The organism is Streptomyces sp. NPDC033136, assembly GCF_055578235.1.
The window spans coordinates 172,886-189,057 of the sequence record NZ_JBVIPD010000002.1; the positions used below are offsets into that span (position 1 = coordinate 172,886).

A 16,172-nucleotide genomic window follows, 5' to 3' on the forward strand; every position below is an offset into this window, starting at 1 on the left:
CCGATGTGCCGACCGCAGACGGTACTTGGCTTCACAGACCCCCCGCGAGGAGCGTGCGTCAGGGGATCAGGACGACCTTGCCCAGGTTGGACCGCCCCTCGACCTCCGCGTGCGCCTTCGCCGCGTCCTCCAGGGCGAACTCCCCGTGGACGACGGTCTCGAGCTCGCCGGCCGCGAACAGCCGCCACAGTTCCGCACGCCGCTGTTCGTACAACTCCGGCTTCCCGCGCGCGACACGGGCCAGCTGGAACCCGGTCACCGACTTGGCGCCCGCGACCAGGTCGCACGCCGAGACGGTGCCGCCGCCCGAGCCGTAAGCCACCAGCCGTCCCTCCGGGGCGAGCGCGGCGAGGGCCGGTGTGAGCAACTCGCCTCCGACCGCGTCCAGGACGTAGTCGACCTGGGTGCCCCAGCTGTCGTCGCCGTACGTGACTACATGGTCGGCGCCCAGCCCCCGGACGAAGCCGGCCTTGGCCGGGGCGGAGACGGCTCCCACGACCCGCCCGGCGCCGCGCGTCCTGGCCAGCTGTACGGCCAGATGGCCGACACCGCCCGCCGCGGCTGTGACCAGGGCGGCCTCGCCCGGCTCGGGCCGGGCCGCCTCCAGGGCGCCGAGGGCGACCAGGCCACCGCGGACCAGGGCGACCGCGTCGACGCCACCGGCGTCCGCCGGCACGGGGGAGGTCATGGCCTCGTGCAGCAGCGCGAAGTCGGCGTAGCCGTGGCCGAGGCAGAGCCCCGTCACGCGGTCACCGGAGCCGAAGCGGGTGACGCCCTCGCCGACGGACGTGACCTCCCCGGCGATCTCGCCGCCGAGCGGGACCGGCTCGGCCGCCTCGGTGACCTTGCGGACGACCGGGAGCGTGACGCCGACCGCCTCCGTACGCACGAGCAGTTCTCCGGGGCCGGGCTCGGGGAGCGGCGCATCCTCCACGAACAGGGGGCCGCCTCGGGATCCGTAGCGGACGCGGCGCATCGCACCTCCGGGGTCGTGGGTGATCCCGACGAATTCGTTGGGATCGCCAACGCTATAGGAGGATCATAGGAGGAACCAACGATGGCTTGGTTAGGCTGCGGCCATGCCGGAAGCCCCTGCCCCCCTCCCCGCGATCCGCTCCCTGCCCAGCTGGCTGCTCGGCCGCGCCGCCGCCCGCGGCCGGGCCCTGGTGGGCGAGGCGCTGGCCGAGCAGGACATGCGGATGTGGCACCACGTGGTGCTGTCCGCCGTCCGCGACCTGGCGCCCGTCGCCCAGGCCGACCTCGGGCGCGCGGTCCGGCTGGACCCCAAGGACCTCGTCGGCATCCTCAACGACCTGCAGTCGGCGGGCCTGGTGGTGCGCGAGCCGGATCCGCGGGACCGCCGCAAGAACGCGGTGTCCCTCACCGCCCCGGGGGCCCGGCTGCTCAAGCGCTGCGAGAAGGCCGCCCGCGCCGCCAACGACGAGCTGCTCGCCCCGCTGTCGGCGGCCGAGCGCGAGCAGTTCACGGGCATGCTGCTCCGGATATCCGGCACGGCGGACTGACGGCGCCGAGCGCCGGGCGGACCGAGACGGGGCCCCTGCGGCGCAGGGGGCGCTCCCCGCCGGTCGGGGCCCCGCCGCCGTGCAGCGGAGGAACCTGGTCAGCCCTGGGCGGCCGCCGCCCGCAGAGCGATCCGGTCCTCACCCGCGTACACGTTCATGGAGCTGCCCCGCAGGAAGCCCACCAGCGTCAGGCCCGTCTCGGCGGCCAGATCCACCGCCAGCGAGGACGGGGCCGACACCGCCGCGAGGACCGGGATGCCGGCCATCACGGCCTTCTGCGCCAGCTCGAAGGAGGCCCGGCCCGAAACGAGCAGGAGCGCCCGCGACAGCGGCAGCTCCCCGTTCTGCAGGGCACGGCCGACCAGCTTGTCGACCGCGTTGTGCCGTCCCACGTCCTCCCGGACGTCCAGCAGCTCGCCCTCCTGCGAGAACAGGGCCGCCGCGTGCAGGCCCCCGGTCCGGTCGAAGAGGCGCTGGGCGGCGCGCAGCCGGTCGGGCAGGCTCGCCAGCAGCTCGGGCGTGACCCGGACCGGGGGCGTGTCGGCGATGGGCCAGCGGGCCGTCGTGCGCACCGCGTCCAGCGACGCCTTGCCGCACAGGCCGCAGGAGGAACTCGTGTAGACGTTCCGTTCCAGCGTGATGTCGGGGAACACCACACCCGGGGCCGTCTGCACGTCGACCACGTTGTACGTGTTCGAGCCTCCCCCAAGCTCTCGGCTTCGCTCGAGCAGGGAGGTGCCCCCACCGGTCGCCCCGGCGCAGTAGACGATGTTCCGCAGGTCCCGCTGCCCGCCCAGCACCCCCTCGCTCACCAGGAAGCCCGCCGCCAGCGCGAAGTCGTCGCCCGGGGTGCGCATGGTGATCGCCAGCGGCTTGCCGTTGAGCCGGATCTCCAGGGGTTCCTCGGCGACGAGCGTGTCCGGACGGCTGGAGACCGCCCCGTCCCGGATGCGGAGTACCTTGCGTCGTTCCGTGACTCGTCCCATGTCCTGATCAGCCCCGGTTCTGTACGTGCTGGTAGCCGAAGCGGCCCTTGATGCAGAGGTTGCCGTGGGTCACCGGGTTGTCGTGCGGCGAGGTGACCTTCACGATCTCATTGTCCTGCACGTGCAGCGTCAGGTTGCAGCCCACTCCGCAGTACGCGCACACCGTGGTCGTCTCCGTCTGCCGCGACTCGTCCCACGTACCCGCCGCGCGCATGTCGAACTCGGACTTGAAGGACAGCGCGCCCGTGGGGCACACCTCGATGCAGTTCCCGCAGTACACGCACGCCGAGTCGGTCAGCGGGGCGTCGTGCTCCACGGCGATCCGGGCGTCGAAACCGCGCCCGGCGACCGAGATCGCGAAGGTGTTCTGCCACTGGTCGCCGCAGGCGTCGACGCACTTGTAGCAGAGGATGCACTTGTCGTAGTCGCGCACGTACAGGTCGTTGTCGACCCTCGGTTCCTCGTTGAGGCGGGCCGCGTCCGGGCCGAAGCGGTCGGGCTTCGCCTCGTACTCCTTGAGCCACTCGGCGACCCGGGGTGTCGTCGACAGATCGACCGAGGACGCGAGCAGTTCGAGGACGACCTTCCGGCTGTGCCGGGCCCGTTCGGTGCCGGTGCGGACCTCCATGCCCGGCTCGGCCTTGCGGGAACAGGCCGGGACGAGGGCCCGGGCCCCCTCGACCTCGACGACGCAGACCCGGCAGGCGTTCTTCGGGCGCAGGGTGTCGCCCTCGCACAGGGTCGGGATGTCCTTCCCGGCAGCCCGGCAGGCGTCGAGGATCGTCGAACCCTCGGGGACCCGGGCCGCCTCGCCGTCGATCGTGAACTCCAGCACGCGGCGCGGGATCCCCAGCGGTGTGACGGTCATTCGTACGCCCCCAGACGGTCGATGGCGGATTCCACGGCGTTCCACGCGGTCTGCCCCAGACCGCAGATCGAGGCGTCCCGCATCGCGCGGCCGACCTCCCTGAGCAGGGCGATGTCGTCCGCGGCGGCGGCGCCGGTGCGCTCCGCGATCCGGTGCAGCGCCTCCTCCTGCCGGACGGTCCCGACCCGGCACGGCACGCACTGCCCGCACGACTCGTCACGGAAGAACTCCGCGATGCGCAGCAGGAGCCGGGGGAGGGGCACGCTGTCGTCGAAGGCCATCACGACCCCCGAGCCGAGCGTCGTGCCCGCCTCCCGGGTCCCTTCGAAGGTGAGCGGGATGTCCAGCTCGTCGGCCCGTACGAAACCGCCGGCCGCGCCGCCGAGCAGCACCGCCCGCAGTCCGTCCCGCACCCCGGCGAGCGCGAGCAGGTCGCCCAGCGTCGCGCCGAACGGCACCTCGTAGACACCGGGCCGCTCCACCGTCCCGGACACGCAGAACAGCTTCGGCCCGGTGGACCTGCGTGTGCCGGTCGCCGCGTAGGCCGGGGCGCCCATGGTCAGGACCGGCAGGACGTTGACCAGTGTCTCCACGTTGTTCTCGACCGTGGGCTTGCCGAACAGGCCCTTCTCCACGGGGAACGGCGGCTTCGAGCGGGGCTCGCCCCGGTAGCCCTCGATGGAGTTGAACAGGGCCGTCTCCTCACCGCAGATGTAGGCGCCCGCGCCGCGCCGGATCTCGATGTCGAAGGCGTACCCCTGGCCCAGGACGTCGTCGCCGAGCAGTCCACGCGCGCGTGCCTGCGCGAGCGCGTGCTCCAGACGGCCCAGGGCGCGTGGGTACTCGCCGCGCAGGTAGAGGTAGCCCTGTTGGGCGCCCGTCGCGTACCCGGCGATCGTCATCGCCTCGACCAGCGCGTACGGGTCGCCCTCCATGAGCACACGGTCCTTGAAGGTGCCCGGCTCCGACTCGTCGGCGTTGCAGACGAGGTAGTGCGGGTGGTCCGGCTGGGACGCCGTGGCCTGCCACTTGCGGCCGGTGGGGAACGCGGCGCCGCCCCGCCCGACCAGGCCCGAGTCGGTGACCTCGCGGATGACCCCCGCGGGACCCAGCTCGAAGGCCCGGCGCAGGGCGGTGTAGCCGCCGTGGGCACGGTAGTCGTCGAGGGAGGACGGGTCGACCACGCCGACGCGGTGCAGCAGCATCAGGCCGTCCTGCCCGGCCTGCGGCACCGCCAGCGCGGCGGGTGGCTCCTCCGGTGCCGAGTCCGGCGCGCTCGCGGCGAGGACGGCGTCCTGCACGGTCGCGGGCGCCGAGACCGCCGTACGGACCGGGTCCCCGGCCTTGATCGCGAGCGCGGCCGGGGCGCGCTCGCACAGACCGAGGCAGGGGCTGCGCTCGACCGCGACCCCGCTGCCGGGGCCCAGCCGTTCCTCGATCCCCGTGCACAGCTCCGGCGCCCCGGCCGCCGCGCACGCCAGGTCCGTGCACACGTGCAGCACGGCTCCCGGACGCGGCTTGACGGAGAACATGGCGTAGAAGGTGGCGACCCCGTAGGCCTCCGCCGGCGGCACCGTCAGCCGCCGGCACAGGTAGGCGAGGGCGCCCTCGCTGATCCAGCCGACCCGGTCGTTGATCGCGTGCAGCCCCGGCAACAGCAGGTCGCGGCGCTCCCGGGCCTCGCGCCCGCCCCGGGCCCACCGCAGATCCGCGTCGGAGCGGTCGGCGCCCTCCCAGGAGGACTCCGGAGGCCCGAGCAGGGCGTCGACGGCCGCCCGTTCGTCGTCCGTCGGTTTGCTGTCGCCGAAGTGCAGGTCCACTTAACGTCACCCCACGATGGTCGCGATGGGCAGCTTCTCGATCCGGATCGCCGACGCCTTGAACTCCGCCGTCCCCGCGATCGGGCAGTTCGCCTCGATCGTCAGCGCGTTGGTGTCCACCTCGTCCGGGAAGTGCATGGTCATGAAGGCGAGCCCGGGCCGCAGGGCGGTGTCCACCCACACCGGCGCGGTCACCGACCCGCGCCGCGAGGTCACCCGCACCGGCTCGCCGACCACCACCCCGTAGCGCTCGGCGTCCTCCGGGCTCAGCTCGACGTACTCGCCGCGCCGCAGCGGGGAGGCGTAACCGCTGCTCTGCACACCGGTGTTGTAGGAGTCGAGCCGCCGCCCGGTGGTGAGCCGGATCGGGTACCGCTCGTCGGTGAGGTCGACGGGCGGGTCGTGCCGCACGATGCCGAAGGGCGCGAGCCGGCCGCGTTTCGCGGGGTCGGGCTCCCACAACCGGCCGTGCAGGTAGGTGGGTTCGAGCCCCTCGGTGCTCGGGCAGGGCCACTGGATGCCCTGGTGCTCCTCCAGGCGCCCGTACGTCATGCCGTGGTGGTCGGGGGAGACCGACCGGAGCTCGTTCCACACGGTTTCGGCGTCGGCGTACTTCCAGTCGTGCCCGAGGCGGGCCGCGAGGTCGCAGATGATGTCGATGTCCTCGCGGGCCTCGCCGGGCGGGGTGACGGCCCTGCGGACGCGCTGGACGCGGCGCTCGCTGTTGGTGGTGGTGCCCTCGGTCTCCGCCCAGCCGGCGGTGGCGGGCAGGACGACGTCGGCGAGTTCGGCCGTCTTCGTCAGGAAGATGTCCTGGACGACCAGGAAGTCGAGGGCCTTCAGCCGCCGTACGGCCTGCTCGCTGTCGGCCTCCGACTGGGCCGGGTTCTCGCCGATGCAGTAGACGGCCCTGAGGGTGCCGTCCTCCATGGCCTCGAACATCTCCGTGAGGTTCAGGCCGTAGTGCGGCTGGATCACCGTGTCCCAGGCCGACTCGAACTTCAGCCGGACGCTCGTGTCCAGGATGTCCTGGAATCCGGGCAGGCGGTTGGGGATCGCGCCCATGTCGCCGCCGCCCTGCACGTTGTTCTGGCCGCGCAGGGGTTGCAGGCCCGAGCCGTAGCGGCCGACGTGCCCGGTGAGCAGGGACAGGTTGATCAGGGCGCGGACGTTGTCGGTGCCGTTGTGGTGCTCGGTGATGCCGAGGGTCCAGCACAGCTGGGCGCGTTCGGCGCGGGCGTAGGCATGGGCCAGCTCGCGGATCGCCGCGGCCGGTACGCCCGTCACCTTCTCGGCGAGCGACAGCGTCCACGGCTCGACCAGGGCCCTGTACTCCTCGAAGCCGGTGGTCGCCCGCTCGACGAACGCCTCGTTGGCGAGTCCCGCGTGGATGATCTCGCGGCCGATCGCGTGCGCCATCGGGATGTCGGTCCCGACGTTCAGGCCCAGCCAGCTCTCGGCCCACTCGGCGGTCGACGTCCGGCGCGGATCGACCGCGTACAGGCGGGCGCCGTTCCGGATCCCCTTCAGCGCGTGCTGGAAGAAGATCGGGTGCGCGAAACGGGCGTTGGAGCCCCACATCACGATGACGTCGGTGTGCTCGATCTCCTCGTACGACGATGTCCCGCCGCCGGAGCCGAACGCCGCCGACAGACCCGCCACGCTCGGGGCGTGGCAGGTGCGGTTGCAGGAGTCGACGTTGTTGGTGCCCATGACGACCCGGGCGAACTTCTGCGCCACGTAGTTCATCTCGTTGGTGGCGCGGGCGCAGGAGAACATCCCGAACGCGCCGTGTGCCGCCCGGATGCCACGGGCGGCCCGGTCCAGGGCCTCCTCCCAGGTGGCCCGGCGGAACGGCTCGTCGCGCGCGTCCCTGACCAGGGGGTGGGTGAGCCGGGTGTAGGTCTTGGGGCTGCGGTCGCGTGTGCTCATGCGGCGCTCCTCAGCGCGAGCAGGTCCGAAAGGGCGTGCACGGTGCGCAGGGTGGGCACCTCCACGCCGGTGATCTCCGCGAGTTCGACGACCGCGGCGAGCAGGACGTCGAGTTCGAGCGGCTTGCCGCGCTCCAGGTCCTGGAGCGTGGAGGTGCGGTGGTCGCCGACCCGCTCGGCGCCCGCGAGCCGGCGCTCGACGGAGACACCGACCTCGCAGCCCAGGGCCTGGGCGACCGCCAGCGTCTCGGTCATCATGATCTCGATGACCCTGCGGGTGCCGCCGTGCAGGCACATCTGCCGCATGGTCGCGCGGGCGAGCGCGCTGATCGGGTTGAAGGAGATGTTGCCGAGCAGCTTGACCCAGATGTCGCCCCGCAGCTCCGGTTCGACCGGGCACTTCAGCCCGCCCGCCCGCATGGCCTCGCCGAAGGCGAGACAGCGTGCCGAGCGGCTGCGGTCGGGCTCGCCGATCGAGAACCGCGTGCCTTCCAAGTGCCGGACGACGCCCGGGCCTTCGAGCTCGGTCGCCGCGTAGACCACGCATCCGACGGCCCGTTCGGGCGCGAGCACCGCACTGACCGCGCCGTCCGGGTCCACGCTCTCGATCCGGTGGCCGTCGTACGGGCCGCCGTGCCGGTGGAAGTACCACCAGGGGATGCCGTTCTGGGCCGCGACGACCGCCGTCGTCTCGTGGAGCAGTGGCGCGATCAGCGGCCCGCACGCCGCGTACGCGTTGGCCTTCAGGCCCAGGAAGACGTAGTCGACCGGGCCGACCTCGGCCGGGTCGCCGGTCGCGTGGGGGTGCGCGGTGAAGTCGCCGCGCGGGCTGAGTACCCGGACTCCGTGCCGCCTCATGGCCGCCAGATGCGGTCCACGGGCGATGAGATGCACGTCGGCGCCCGCGCGGTGGAGCGCGGCGCCGACGTAGGCGCCGATGGCACCGGCGCCGAGAACTGCGACTTTCACGGGAACACTCCGTTCGGTGTGAGGGATACCGCGGAGGTGACTGCCGAAGGGCGGCCGTGCGGCGCGCGGATGGCTCGCGCACGGCTTGTGTCGACGAAATATTGTCTACAGTATGTAGGTTGGGGCGGCAAGGGTCCGTGCACCCACCGTTCGGCGCATGCTGGATACCGCTCACCGCATACGGTCGACGCGCCGCCTTCTCAACTCCGTTGCGGATCCCTACCGTCCGGGGTTCATGAGTCCCCCAGTCGCACCCCCGGGCTGGAGCCGCTGGCTCGTCCCGCCCGCAGCTCTCTCCATACACCTCTCCATCGGCCAGGCCTACGCCTGGAGCGTGTTCAAACCGCCCCTGGAGTCCGCGCTCGGCCTCAGCGGCACCCAGAGCGCGCTGCCCTTCCAGCTGGGCATCGTCATGCTGGGCCTGTCCGCCGCGTTCGGCGGCACGCTCGTGGAGCGCAAGGGCCCGCGCTGGGCGATGACCGTCGCCCTGGTCTGCTTCTCCTCCGGCTTCCTGCTCTCCGCGCTGGGCGCGTCCCTGGAGCAGTACTGGCTGATCGTCCTCGGCTACGGCTTCGTCGGCGGCATCGGCCTCGGCATCGGCTACATCTCGCCCGTCTCCACCCTGATCAAGTGGTTCCCGGACCGGCCCGGCATGGCCACCGGCATCGCCATCATGGGTTTCGGCGGCGGCGCGCTCATCGCCTCGCCGTGGTCGGCGCAGATGCTGGAGTCGTTCGGCGGCGACAGCTCCGGCATCGCGCTCGCCTTCCTGGTGCACGGGCTGACGTACGCCGTCTTCATGCTGCTGGGTGTGCTCCTGGTCCGGGTTCCGAGCGGTGCCCCAGGGGCGCGGGGAACCGTGCGGCCGGCCCCCGCCGGCCCGCAGGTCTCGGCGAACCAGGCCGTCCGCACCCCGCAGTTCTGGTGCCTGTGGATCGTGCTCTGCATGAACGTCACCGCCGGCATCGGCATCCTGGAGAAGGCAGCGCCGATGATCACGGACTTCTTCGCGGACACCTCCACACCGGTGTCGGTGACGGCCGCCGCCGGTTTCGTCGCGCTGCTGTCGGCGGCGAACATGGCGGGCCGCATCGGCTGGTCGTCGACGTCCGACCTGATCGGCCGCAAGAACATCTACCGCGTCTACCTGGGCGCCGGCGCGCTGATGTACGCGCTCATCGCCCTGTTCGGCGACTCCTCCAAGCCGCTGTTCATCCTGTGCGCGCTGGTCATCCTCTCCTTCTACGGCGGCGGATTCGCGACCGTTCCGGCGTATCTGAAGGACCTCTTCGGCACGTACCAGGTCGGGGCCATCCACGGGCGGCTGCTCACCGCCTGGTCAACGGCCGGTGTGCTCGGGCCGCTCATCGTGAACTGGATCGCCGACCGCCAGGAGGAGGCGGGCCGGCACGGCGCGTCCCTGTACGGACTGTCGTTCGTCATCATGATCGGCCTGCTGGTCGTCGGCTTCGTCGCCAACGAACTCGTCCGGCCCGTCGACCCCCGCCACCACGTCCCCGCCCCGAGAGAGGCCGCGCATGCCGAGCGACAGCAGTCAGAGCCCGCCTAGCCCCGACCGGCGGTGGCTGATCGCCCTCGCGTGGGTGTGGGTGGGCGTACCGCTCGCGTACGGACTGTACGAACTGGTACGAAAGGCTACGCAGCTGTTCACCGGGTAGAAGACGGGTAGGGATTCGACAGGTGTCCGGGCGCCCGAGGTGCTGACCGAAGCTGACAACCCCGGCGCCCGTTTCCTGTCGCCTTGGCTGCCCTCGTACCCGCGAGTCACTGATCAGACTGGTGGATCCGCTACCCAAGGCAACGAGGGGAACCCACCCAATGAACGGCTCGCGCATCGCCGCCGTCGGCCATTACCAGCCCGCCAAGGTGCTCACCAACCAGGACCTGGCGGGCCTGGTGGACACCAGTGACGAGTGGATCAGGAGCCGGGTGGGCATCCGCACCCGCCACATCGCCGGACCCGACGAGCCGGTCGACGAACTGGCCGCGCACGCCGCCGCCAAGGCCCTGGCCGCGGCCGGGGCGACCCCGGCCGACATCGACCTGGTGCTGGTCGCCACCTCCACCGCCGTCGACCGCTCGCCCAACATGGCCGCCCGGGTCGCGGCCCGGCTCGGCGTCCCGCAGGCCGCCACCATGGACCTCAACGTCGTGTGCGCCGGCTTCACCCACGCCCTGGCCACCGCCGACCACGCCGTCCGCGCGGGGGGCGCGAGCCGGGCGCTGGTCATCGGGGCCGACAAGATGTCCGAGGTGACCGACTGGAGCGACCGCACCACCTGCGTGCTCGTCGGGGACGGGGCCGGGGCCGCGGTGGTCGAGGCCGCCGACGAACCCGCCATCGGGCCGGTGCTGTGGGGCTCGGTGCCCGAGATGGGCAACGCCGTGCGGATCGAGGGCACACCGCCGCGCTTCGCCCAGGAGGGCCAGAGCGTCTACCGCTGGGCTACCACGCGGCTGCCGCCCATCGCGCGCCGGGCGTGCGAGCGGGCCGGCCTGGAGCCGGCGGATCTCGCCGCGGTCGTACTGCACCAGGCCAACCTGCGCATCATCGAACCCCTCGCGGAGAAGATCGGCGCCGTGAACGCGGTCGTCGCACGCGATGTCACCGAGTCCGGCAACACCTCGGCGGCGAGCATTCCGCTGGCCTTCTCCAAGCTGGTCGAGCAGGGCGCGATCGCCACCGGCGATCCGGTCCTGCTGTTCGGCTTCGGCGGGAACCTGTCGTACGCGGGCCAGGTCGTCCGCTGCCCCTGAGCGCGGCCGGGCCGGCCGTGATGTGAGGCGGCCGACTGCCCGGAACCCTGGCTCCTGAGCGCCGTAGACTGTAGACGAAAGACAATCGATACTGGCTCTGCGGCGGGAACCGGCATGCGCCGCGTTGTGCACGGCCCTGCCGAGGAGGGGGACCGCGATGCTGTCGACAGGCCTGCCCCAGGGGGCGGTACCCAAGCTGGAACGCCCGGGACCGCTGCGCGACCGTGTGTACGAGGCGCTGCTCGAACTCATCACGACCCGTGCGCTCCAGCCCGGCCAGCACCTCGTCGAGAGTGAGCTCGCCGGGCATCTGGGCGTCTCCCGGCAACCGGTGCGGGAGGCGCTCCAGCGGCTCAACACCGAGGGGTGGGTCGATCTGCGGCCCGCCCAGGGCGCGTTCGTGCACGAGCCGACGGAGGAGGAGGCCGACCAGCTCCTCACGGTCCGTACGCTGCTGGAGGCCGAAGCGGCCCGGCTCGCGGCGGCCAACGCCGACAGCGCCGGCATCTCGGCTCTGGAAGCGCTGTGCGCGGAGGGCGAGAAGGCCGTCGAGGCGGACGACGTGGACGGGGCCGTCGCCATGAACGCCCGCTTCCACGCCAAGATCATGGAGTTGGCCGGCAACACGGTCCTCGCCGAACTCGCCGCCCAGGTCGACCGGCGCGTGCGCTGGTACTACACGCCCATCGCCCGCCAGCGGGGCCACCAGTCCTGGATCGAGCACCGCGAACTGATCGCGGCGATCACCGCCCGTGACGAGCAGCGGGCCACCCAGCTGATGCGTGAACACACCGAGCACACACGGCGGTCGTACCACGCGCGGGCGCGTTCCTAGGACCTCAGCCTGCCGTCAGTACCCGCCTGAGTCTGTGTCTTCCGGCCCGCCAGGGTGCCGTCCTCGTCGTGCGGGGTCCGCCCGCACGGCGCGGCAGGAGCGTCCCCCGGGTTGGGAACGCGCAGGCCCCTCGCCGGCCGTGTCAGCGAGCGCCAGCAGGGCACTGCCCTGCGCGAAGCCGCCCGGCGTGCACACCTCCGGCGCCCGGACGAGCGCGGCCCGGACCCGGGCGGGGGCGGCCTCTTCAAAGGGTGAGGGGTGAGACCCCGCCCCCTCCGCCTTTGTCCTGCGGGTGGAAAAAGTGGAGGTAATTCCTGCGCGACTTCTTCCCACTCCCGGCAGCCGCTGCTACGTTCCCTCCGAAAGCAAGCCACGCGGTGGCGGAAAACCGGCGTACACAGGCCGATCGAGGCGGGGAGGGGCTCGTGAGACGTATGACCGCACGACCCGGAAACGCCCATCAGGCCCGACTGCTCAAGCTGTTGCGCGACGGTGGCCCCCACTCCCGTGCCCAGCTGGGCGACCAGGTCGACCTCTCGCGGTCCAAGCTCGCCGTGGAGGTGGACCGGCTGCTGGAGACGGGGCTGGTCGCGGCCGACGGACTCGCCGCCTCGCGCGGTGGCCGCCGCAGCCACAACATCAGGCTCAACCCCGAACTGCGCTTCCTCGGCGTCGACATCGGCGCGACCTCGGTCGACGTCGCCGTCACCAACGCCGAGCTGGAGACCCTCGGGCACCTCAACCAGCCCATGGATGTGCGCGAAGGCCCGGTCGCGGTCTTCGAGCAGGTCCTGGCCATGGCCGCGAAACTGCGGGCCTCCGGGCTCGCGGAGGGGTTCGACGGCGCCGGCATCGGCGTCCCGGGCCCGGTCCGCTTCCCCGAGGGCATCCCGGTGGCACCGCCGATCATGCCCGGCTGGGACGGCTTCCCCGTGCGGGAGGCGCTCAGCCAGGAACTGGGCTGCCCGGTCATGGTCGACAACGACGTGAACCTCATGGCGATGGGGGAGCAGCACGCGGGCGTCGCCCGCACCGTCGCCGACTTCCTCTGCGTCAAGATCGGCACCGGCATCGGCTGCGGCATCGTCGTCGGCGGTGAGGTCTACCGCGGCACGACGGGCAGTGCGGGCGACATCGGGCACATCCAGGCCGTCCCCGACGGCCGCCCCTGCGCCTGCGGCAACCGGGGCTGCCTGGAGGCCCACTTCAGCGGGGCGGCCCTCGCCCGCGATGCCATGGAGGCAGCCCAGCAGGGGCTGTCGGCCGAACTGACCTCACGACTGGAGGCCGGCGGCGGGCTGACCGCCGTCGACGTCGCCGCGGCGGCCGCGGCCGGCGACGCCACCGCCCTCGACCTGATCCGCGAGGGCGGCAACCGCACCGGCCAGGTCATCGCCGGCCTGGTCAGCTTCTTCAACCCGGGCCTGGTGGTGATCGGCGGCGGGGTGACCGGCCTCGGCCACACCCTGCTCGCCGCGATCCGCACCCAGGTCTACCGCCAGTCGCTGCCTCTGGCGACCGGCAACCTGCCCATCGTCCTGGGCGAGTTGGGACCCGCCGCCGGCGTCATCGGAGCGGCCCGGCTCATCAGCGACCACCTGTTCTCTCCCGCCTAGGCCACTTGCCCGACCTGGCTCACGCTCCCGCGTAGGCCGGTTGCCCGATCTGGCTCACGTGCTCGCGTCAGCCAGTTGTCCGATCTGGCTCACGTGCTCGCGTCAGCCAGTTGTCCCACCCGGTTCACGCACCCGCGTCAGCCACCTGCCCGGCATTGCTCACGCATCGCGCAGGGCCCTCGCTCGACCCGCTCACGCACCCGCGCGAGCCACTCGCCCGACACGGCTCACCCGCACCACCCGCTGCTCTGCCCTGCCCTGAACCGGCCCGCACGTCCGCCAAGGGGACCTCATGGCACCAGAACCACCGCTGCTCAGCATGTCCGGCATCACCAAGTCGTTCCCGGGGGTCCGGGCCCTCGACGGCGTCGACCTCGACGTCCTGGCCGGTGAGGTGCACTGCCTGCTCGGCCAGAACGGCGCCGGCAAGTCGACCCTCATCAAGGTCCTGGCCGGCGCCCACCAGCCGGGCACCGGCGTCATCCGCTGGCGCGGCGAGGAGGTCACCCTCCGTTCGCCGATCGCCGCCATGCGGCTCGGCATCGCGACCATCTACCAGGAACTCGACCTGGTGGAGCACCTGTCGGTCGCCGAGAACGTCCACCTCGGGCATGAGCCGACCGCCGCCGGCTTCGTCGTCCGCGGGAAGGCCGCGAAGGAGTCAACAGCCGCTCTGCTCAAGCGACTCGGGCATTCGGAGATCGACCCGGCCCGGCTCGTCGGGGAGTTGTCCGCGGCGCAGCGCCAGATCGTGTCCATGGCCCGGGCGCTCTCCCACGACGTGCGGCTCATCGTGATGGACGAGCCGTCCGCCGCCCTCGACCCGGACGAGGTCGGCAACCTCTTCCGTATCGTCGGCGACCTCACCGCCGCCGGAGTCGCCGTCGTCTACATCTCCCACCGCCTGGAGGAGATCCGGCGCATCGGCGACCGGGTGACCGTACTGAAGGACGGGCGGGCCGTCGCGAAGGGACTCCCCGCGAAGTCGACCCCGACCCGCGAGGTCGTCGCCCTGATGACGGGCCGCAACGTCGAGTACGTCTTTCCCGACCGGCCCGCCTCCCCACCGCCCGGCGCGCCGGTGCTGAAGGTCCAGGCGCTGTCCCGGCAGGGGGAGTTCGAGGCCCTCGACCTGGAGGTGCGGCCCGGCGAGATCGTCGGCCTGGCGGGACTGGTCGGCTCGGGCCGCTCCGAGATCCTGGAGGCCGTCTACGGCGCCCGCAAGCCGACGTCCGGTCAGGTGCTGGTCGACGGCGAACCCCTGAAGCCGGGCAGCGTCCGGGCCGCCGTCCGGGCCGGACTCGGCCTCGCCCCCGAGGAACGCAAGGCGCAGGCCCTGCTGATGCTGGAGTCCGTCACCCGCAACGTGTCGGTCTCCTCGATGTCCCGCTTCTCGCGCGGCGGCTGGATCGACCGGCGCGCCGAACTCGGCGCCGCGCGGGCCGCGACCCGGGAACTGTCGCTGAGGCCGGACAACCCGTCCGTGCCGGTGCGCACCCTGTCCGGCGGCAACCAGCAGAAGGCCGTCCTGGCCCGCTGGCTGCTGCGCGGCTGCAAGGTGCTGCTGCTCGACGAACCCACCCGCGGCGTCGATGTCGGCGCCCGCGCCGAGCTCTACGCGGTCATCCGCCGGCTGGCCGACGAGGGCCTCGCCGTGCTGCTGGTCTCCAGCGAGGTGCCCGAGGTGCTCGGCCTCGCCGATCGCGTCCTGGTGCTGCGGGAGGGCCGTGTCGTCCACACGGCACCCGCGCGCGAACTCGACGAACACCGCGTACTCGACCTGGTCATGGAAGGAAGCCCGGCGTCATGACGCAGCCCGTCTCCCCGCCGCGGGGCAGCGGCAGCACCGGCAAGGTGCCCCAGGCCCAGCAGCCCCCCGCCTGGCGCGGCCTGATGGCCCGTGCCGACGTCCGCACCCTCTCCCTGCTCGGCGTGCTCGTCGTGCTGGTCCTCATCGGCGGCATCACCAAGCCCGACGAGTTCCTCGACACCCGCAACCTGCAACTCGTCCTGACCCAGGCGTCCGTCATCGGCGTCGTCACCGTCGGCATGACGTTCGTCATCGTCTCCGGCGGCATCGACCTGTCGGTCGGCGCGATCGTCGCCCTCGCCTCGGTGTGGGCGACCACCGTCGCCACCCAGGAGTACGGCTTCGCCGGCATCCTCTTCACGGCCGTCGTCGTCGGGGTCGGCTGCGGCCTGGTCAACGGGGTGCTCATCGCCTACGGCGCGATGGTGCCGTTCATCGCCACCCTCGCCATGCTGGCCTCCGCGCGCGGCCTCTCCCTGCAGATCACCGACGGCAAGACCCAGATCGTCACCGTGCCCTCGGTCCTCGACCTGGGCGAACGCGACGCCTACGTCCTCGGCCTCCCGCCGCTGGTGCTGGTGTTCGCCGTCGTCACCGTCATCGGCTGGCTGGTACTGAACCGCACCACCTTCGGACGCCGCACGGTCGCCGTCGGCGGCAACCCGGAGGCCGCCCGGCTCGCCGGCATCGACGTCCGCCGCCAGCGGCTCTACCTCTACCTGCTGTCGGGGCTGTGCTGCGGCATCGCCGCCTTCCTGCTGATCATCCTGTCCGGCTCCGGCCAGAACACCAACGGCAACCTCTACGAACTCGACGCCATCGCCGCCGCCATCATCGGCGGCACCCTCCTCACCGGCGGCCGCGGCACCATCACCGGCTCCGTCCTCGGCGTCCTGATCTTCACCACGATCACCAACATCTTCGCCCTGAACAACCTGCAGAGCGACGTCCAGCAGATCGCCAAGGGCGCGATCATCGTCGCCGCCGTGCTGGTCCAGCGCCGTACCGCGAGCACGACCTGAGGAAAGGGTTCACC

The 16,172-nt window shown here is 72.1% G+C and carries 14 protein-coding genes; 8 read left to right on the plus strand and 6 right to left on the minus strand.

Annotation, left to right across the window (positions count from 1 at the left end):
• Positions 1–58 precede the first annotated feature (58 nt).
• Positions 59–976 carry a quinone oxidoreductase family protein gene (locus ACZ5TL_RS03930; RefSeq protein ID WP_468587378.1) on the minus strand — a complete coding sequence of 306 codons (918 nt, stop codon included), beginning with the start codon at positions 974–976 and terminating at the stop codon, positions 59–61.
• Positions 977–1,079: 103 nt separating this feature from the next.
• On the opposite strand from ACZ5TL_RS03930, the gene ACZ5TL_RS03935 reads away from it, so the two are divergent.
• Complete coding sequence (locus tag ACZ5TL_RS03935) at positions 1,080–1,523, plus strand: MarR family winged helix-turn-helix transcriptional regulator (RefSeq protein WP_468587380.1); 444 nt, start codon at positions 1,080–1,082, stop codon at positions 1,521–1,523.
• A gap of 98 nt (positions 1,524–1,621) precedes the next feature.
• Here the strand turns inward: ACZ5TL_RS03935 and fdhD are convergent, their stop codons facing one another.
• Genes fdhD through ACZ5TL_RS03960 form a run of 5 tightly spaced genes read right to left on the minus strand, consistent with a single transcriptional unit; the run spans position 1,622 to position 8,097 of the window.
• A complete protein-coding gene (fdhD, locus tag ACZ5TL_RS03940; RefSeq protein WP_468587381.1) occupies positions 1,622–2,509 on the minus strand; it encodes a formate dehydrogenase accessory sulfurtransferase FdhD in 888 nt (295 codons plus the stop codon).
• A gap of 7 nt (positions 2,510–2,516) precedes the next feature.
• Positions 2,517–3,377 carry a 2Fe-2S iron-sulfur cluster-binding protein gene (locus ACZ5TL_RS03945; protein WP_468587383.1) on the minus strand — a complete coding sequence of 287 codons (861 nt, stop codon included), beginning with the start codon at positions 3,375–3,377 and terminating at the stop codon, positions 2,517–2,519.
• Positions 3,374–5,197, minus strand: a complete 1,824-nt coding sequence (locus tag ACZ5TL_RS03950) for an NADH-ubiquinone oxidoreductase-F iron-sulfur binding region domain-containing protein (RefSeq protein ID WP_468587385.1) — start codon at positions 5,195–5,197, stop codon at positions 3,374–3,376. The genes ACZ5TL_RS03945 and ACZ5TL_RS03950 overlap by 4 nt, the downstream gene beginning before the upstream one ends.
• A gap of 6 nt (positions 5,198–5,203) precedes the next feature.
• Positions 5,204–7,129: a molybdopterin oxidoreductase family protein gene (locus ACZ5TL_RS03955; RefSeq protein ID WP_468587387.1), complete on the minus strand. Its 1,926-nt coding sequence runs from the start codon at positions 7,127–7,129 to the stop codon at positions 5,204–5,206.
• On the minus strand, positions 7,126–8,097 hold the full coding sequence (locus tag ACZ5TL_RS03960; RefSeq protein ID WP_468587389.1) for a 2-dehydropantoate 2-reductase: 972 nt from the start codon (positions 8,095–8,097) through the stop codon (positions 7,126–7,128). Before ACZ5TL_RS03960 ends, ACZ5TL_RS03955 begins: the two co-directional genes overlap by 4 nt.
• Before the next feature lie 235 nt (positions 8,098–8,332).
• Between ACZ5TL_RS03960 and ACZ5TL_RS03965 the strand changes: the two genes are divergently transcribed.
• The 7 genes from ACZ5TL_RS03965 to ACZ5TL_RS03995 all read left to right on the plus strand — a co-directional run bounded on the left by ACZ5TL_RS03965 (position 8,333) and on the right by ACZ5TL_RS03995 (position 16,158).
• Positions 8,333–9,667: an OFA family MFS transporter gene (locus ACZ5TL_RS03965; RefSeq protein WP_468587391.1), complete on the plus strand. Its 1,335-nt coding sequence runs from the start codon at positions 8,333–8,335 to the stop codon at positions 9,665–9,667.
• Complete coding sequence (locus tag ACZ5TL_RS03970; RefSeq protein WP_179272410.1) at positions 9,636–9,776, plus strand: MFS transporter small subunit; 141 nt, start codon at positions 9,636–9,638, stop codon at positions 9,774–9,776. Before ACZ5TL_RS03965 ends, ACZ5TL_RS03970 begins: the two co-directional genes overlap by 32 nt.
• Before the next feature lie 160 nt (positions 9,777–9,936).
• Positions 9,937–10,875, plus strand: coding sequence for a beta-ketoacyl-ACP synthase III (locus ACZ5TL_RS03975; protein WP_468587394.1), 939 nt, complete (start codon positions 9,937–9,939; stop codon positions 10,873–10,875).
• A gap of 157 nt (positions 10,876–11,032) precedes the next feature.
• Complete coding sequence (locus tag ACZ5TL_RS03980; RefSeq protein WP_468587396.1) at positions 11,033–11,710, plus strand: GntR family transcriptional regulator; 678 nt, start codon at positions 11,033–11,035, stop codon at positions 11,708–11,710.
• A 434-nt stretch (positions 11,711–12,144) separates the two neighbouring features.
• Positions 12,145–13,326: an ROK family transcriptional regulator gene (locus ACZ5TL_RS03985; RefSeq protein ID WP_468587398.1), complete on the plus strand. Its 1,182-nt coding sequence runs from the start codon at positions 12,145–12,147 to the stop codon at positions 13,324–13,326.
• 292 nt (positions 13,327–13,618) lie between these two features.
• On the plus strand, positions 13,619–15,136 hold the full coding sequence (locus ACZ5TL_RS03990; protein WP_468587400.1) for a sugar ABC transporter ATP-binding protein: 1,518 nt from the start codon (positions 13,619–13,621) through the stop codon (positions 15,134–15,136).
• Positions 15,133–16,158 carry an ABC transporter permease gene (locus ACZ5TL_RS03995; RefSeq protein ID WP_468587402.1) on the plus strand — a complete coding sequence of 342 codons (1,026 nt, stop codon included), beginning with the start codon at positions 15,133–15,135 and terminating at the stop codon, positions 16,156–16,158. Before ACZ5TL_RS03990 ends, ACZ5TL_RS03995 begins: the two co-directional genes overlap by 4 nt.
• The last annotated feature ends 14 nt before the right edge of the window (positions 16,159–16,172 follow it).

What these genes read in the sequence shown, in the direction of transcription:
- ACZ5TL_RS03930 (WP_468587378.1), bottom strand. Translation starts at nt 976, where the DNA reads ATGCGCCGCGTCCGCTACGGATCCCGAGGCGGCCCCCTGTTCGTGGAG.
- ACZ5TL_RS03935 (WP_468587380.1), top strand. Translation starts at nt 1,080, where the DNA reads ATGCCGGAAGCCCCTGCCCCCCTCCCCGCGATCCGCTCCCTGCCCAGC.
- fdhD (WP_468587381.1), bottom strand. Translation starts at nt 2,509, where the DNA reads ATGGGACGAGTCACGGAACGACGCAAGGTACTCCGCATCCGGGACGGG.
- ACZ5TL_RS03945 (WP_468587383.1), bottom strand. Translation starts at nt 3,377, where the DNA reads ATGACCGTCACACCGCTGGGGATCCCGCGCCGCGTGCTGGAGTTCACG.
- ACZ5TL_RS03955 (WP_468587387.1), bottom strand. Translation starts at nt 7,129, where the DNA reads ATGAGCACACGCGACCGCAGCCCCAAGACCTACACCCGGCTCACCCAC.
- ACZ5TL_RS03965 (WP_468587391.1), top strand. Translation starts at nt 8,333, where the DNA reads ATGAGTCCCCCAGTCGCACCCCCGGGCTGGAGCCGCTGGCTCGTCCCG.
- ACZ5TL_RS03970 (WP_179272410.1), top strand. Translation starts at nt 9,636, where the DNA reads ATGCCGAGCGACAGCAGTCAGAGCCCGCCTAGCCCCGACCGGCGGTGG.
- ACZ5TL_RS03975 (WP_468587394.1), top strand. Translation starts at nt 9,937, where the DNA reads ATGAACGGCTCGCGCATCGCCGCCGTCGGCCATTACCAGCCCGCCAAG.
- ACZ5TL_RS03980 (WP_468587396.1), top strand. Translation starts at nt 11,033, where the DNA reads ATGCTGTCGACAGGCCTGCCCCAGGGGGCGGTACCCAAGCTGGAACGC.
- ACZ5TL_RS03985 (WP_468587398.1), top strand. Translation starts at nt 12,145, where the DNA reads ATGACCGCACGACCCGGAAACGCCCATCAGGCCCGACTGCTCAAGCTG.
- ACZ5TL_RS03990 (WP_468587400.1), top strand. Translation starts at nt 13,619, where the DNA reads ATGGCACCAGAACCACCGCTGCTCAGCATGTCCGGCATCACCAAGTCG.
- ACZ5TL_RS03995 (WP_468587402.1), top strand. Translation starts at nt 15,133, where the DNA reads ATGACGCAGCCCGTCTCCCCGCCGCGGGGCAGCGGCAGCACCGGCAAG.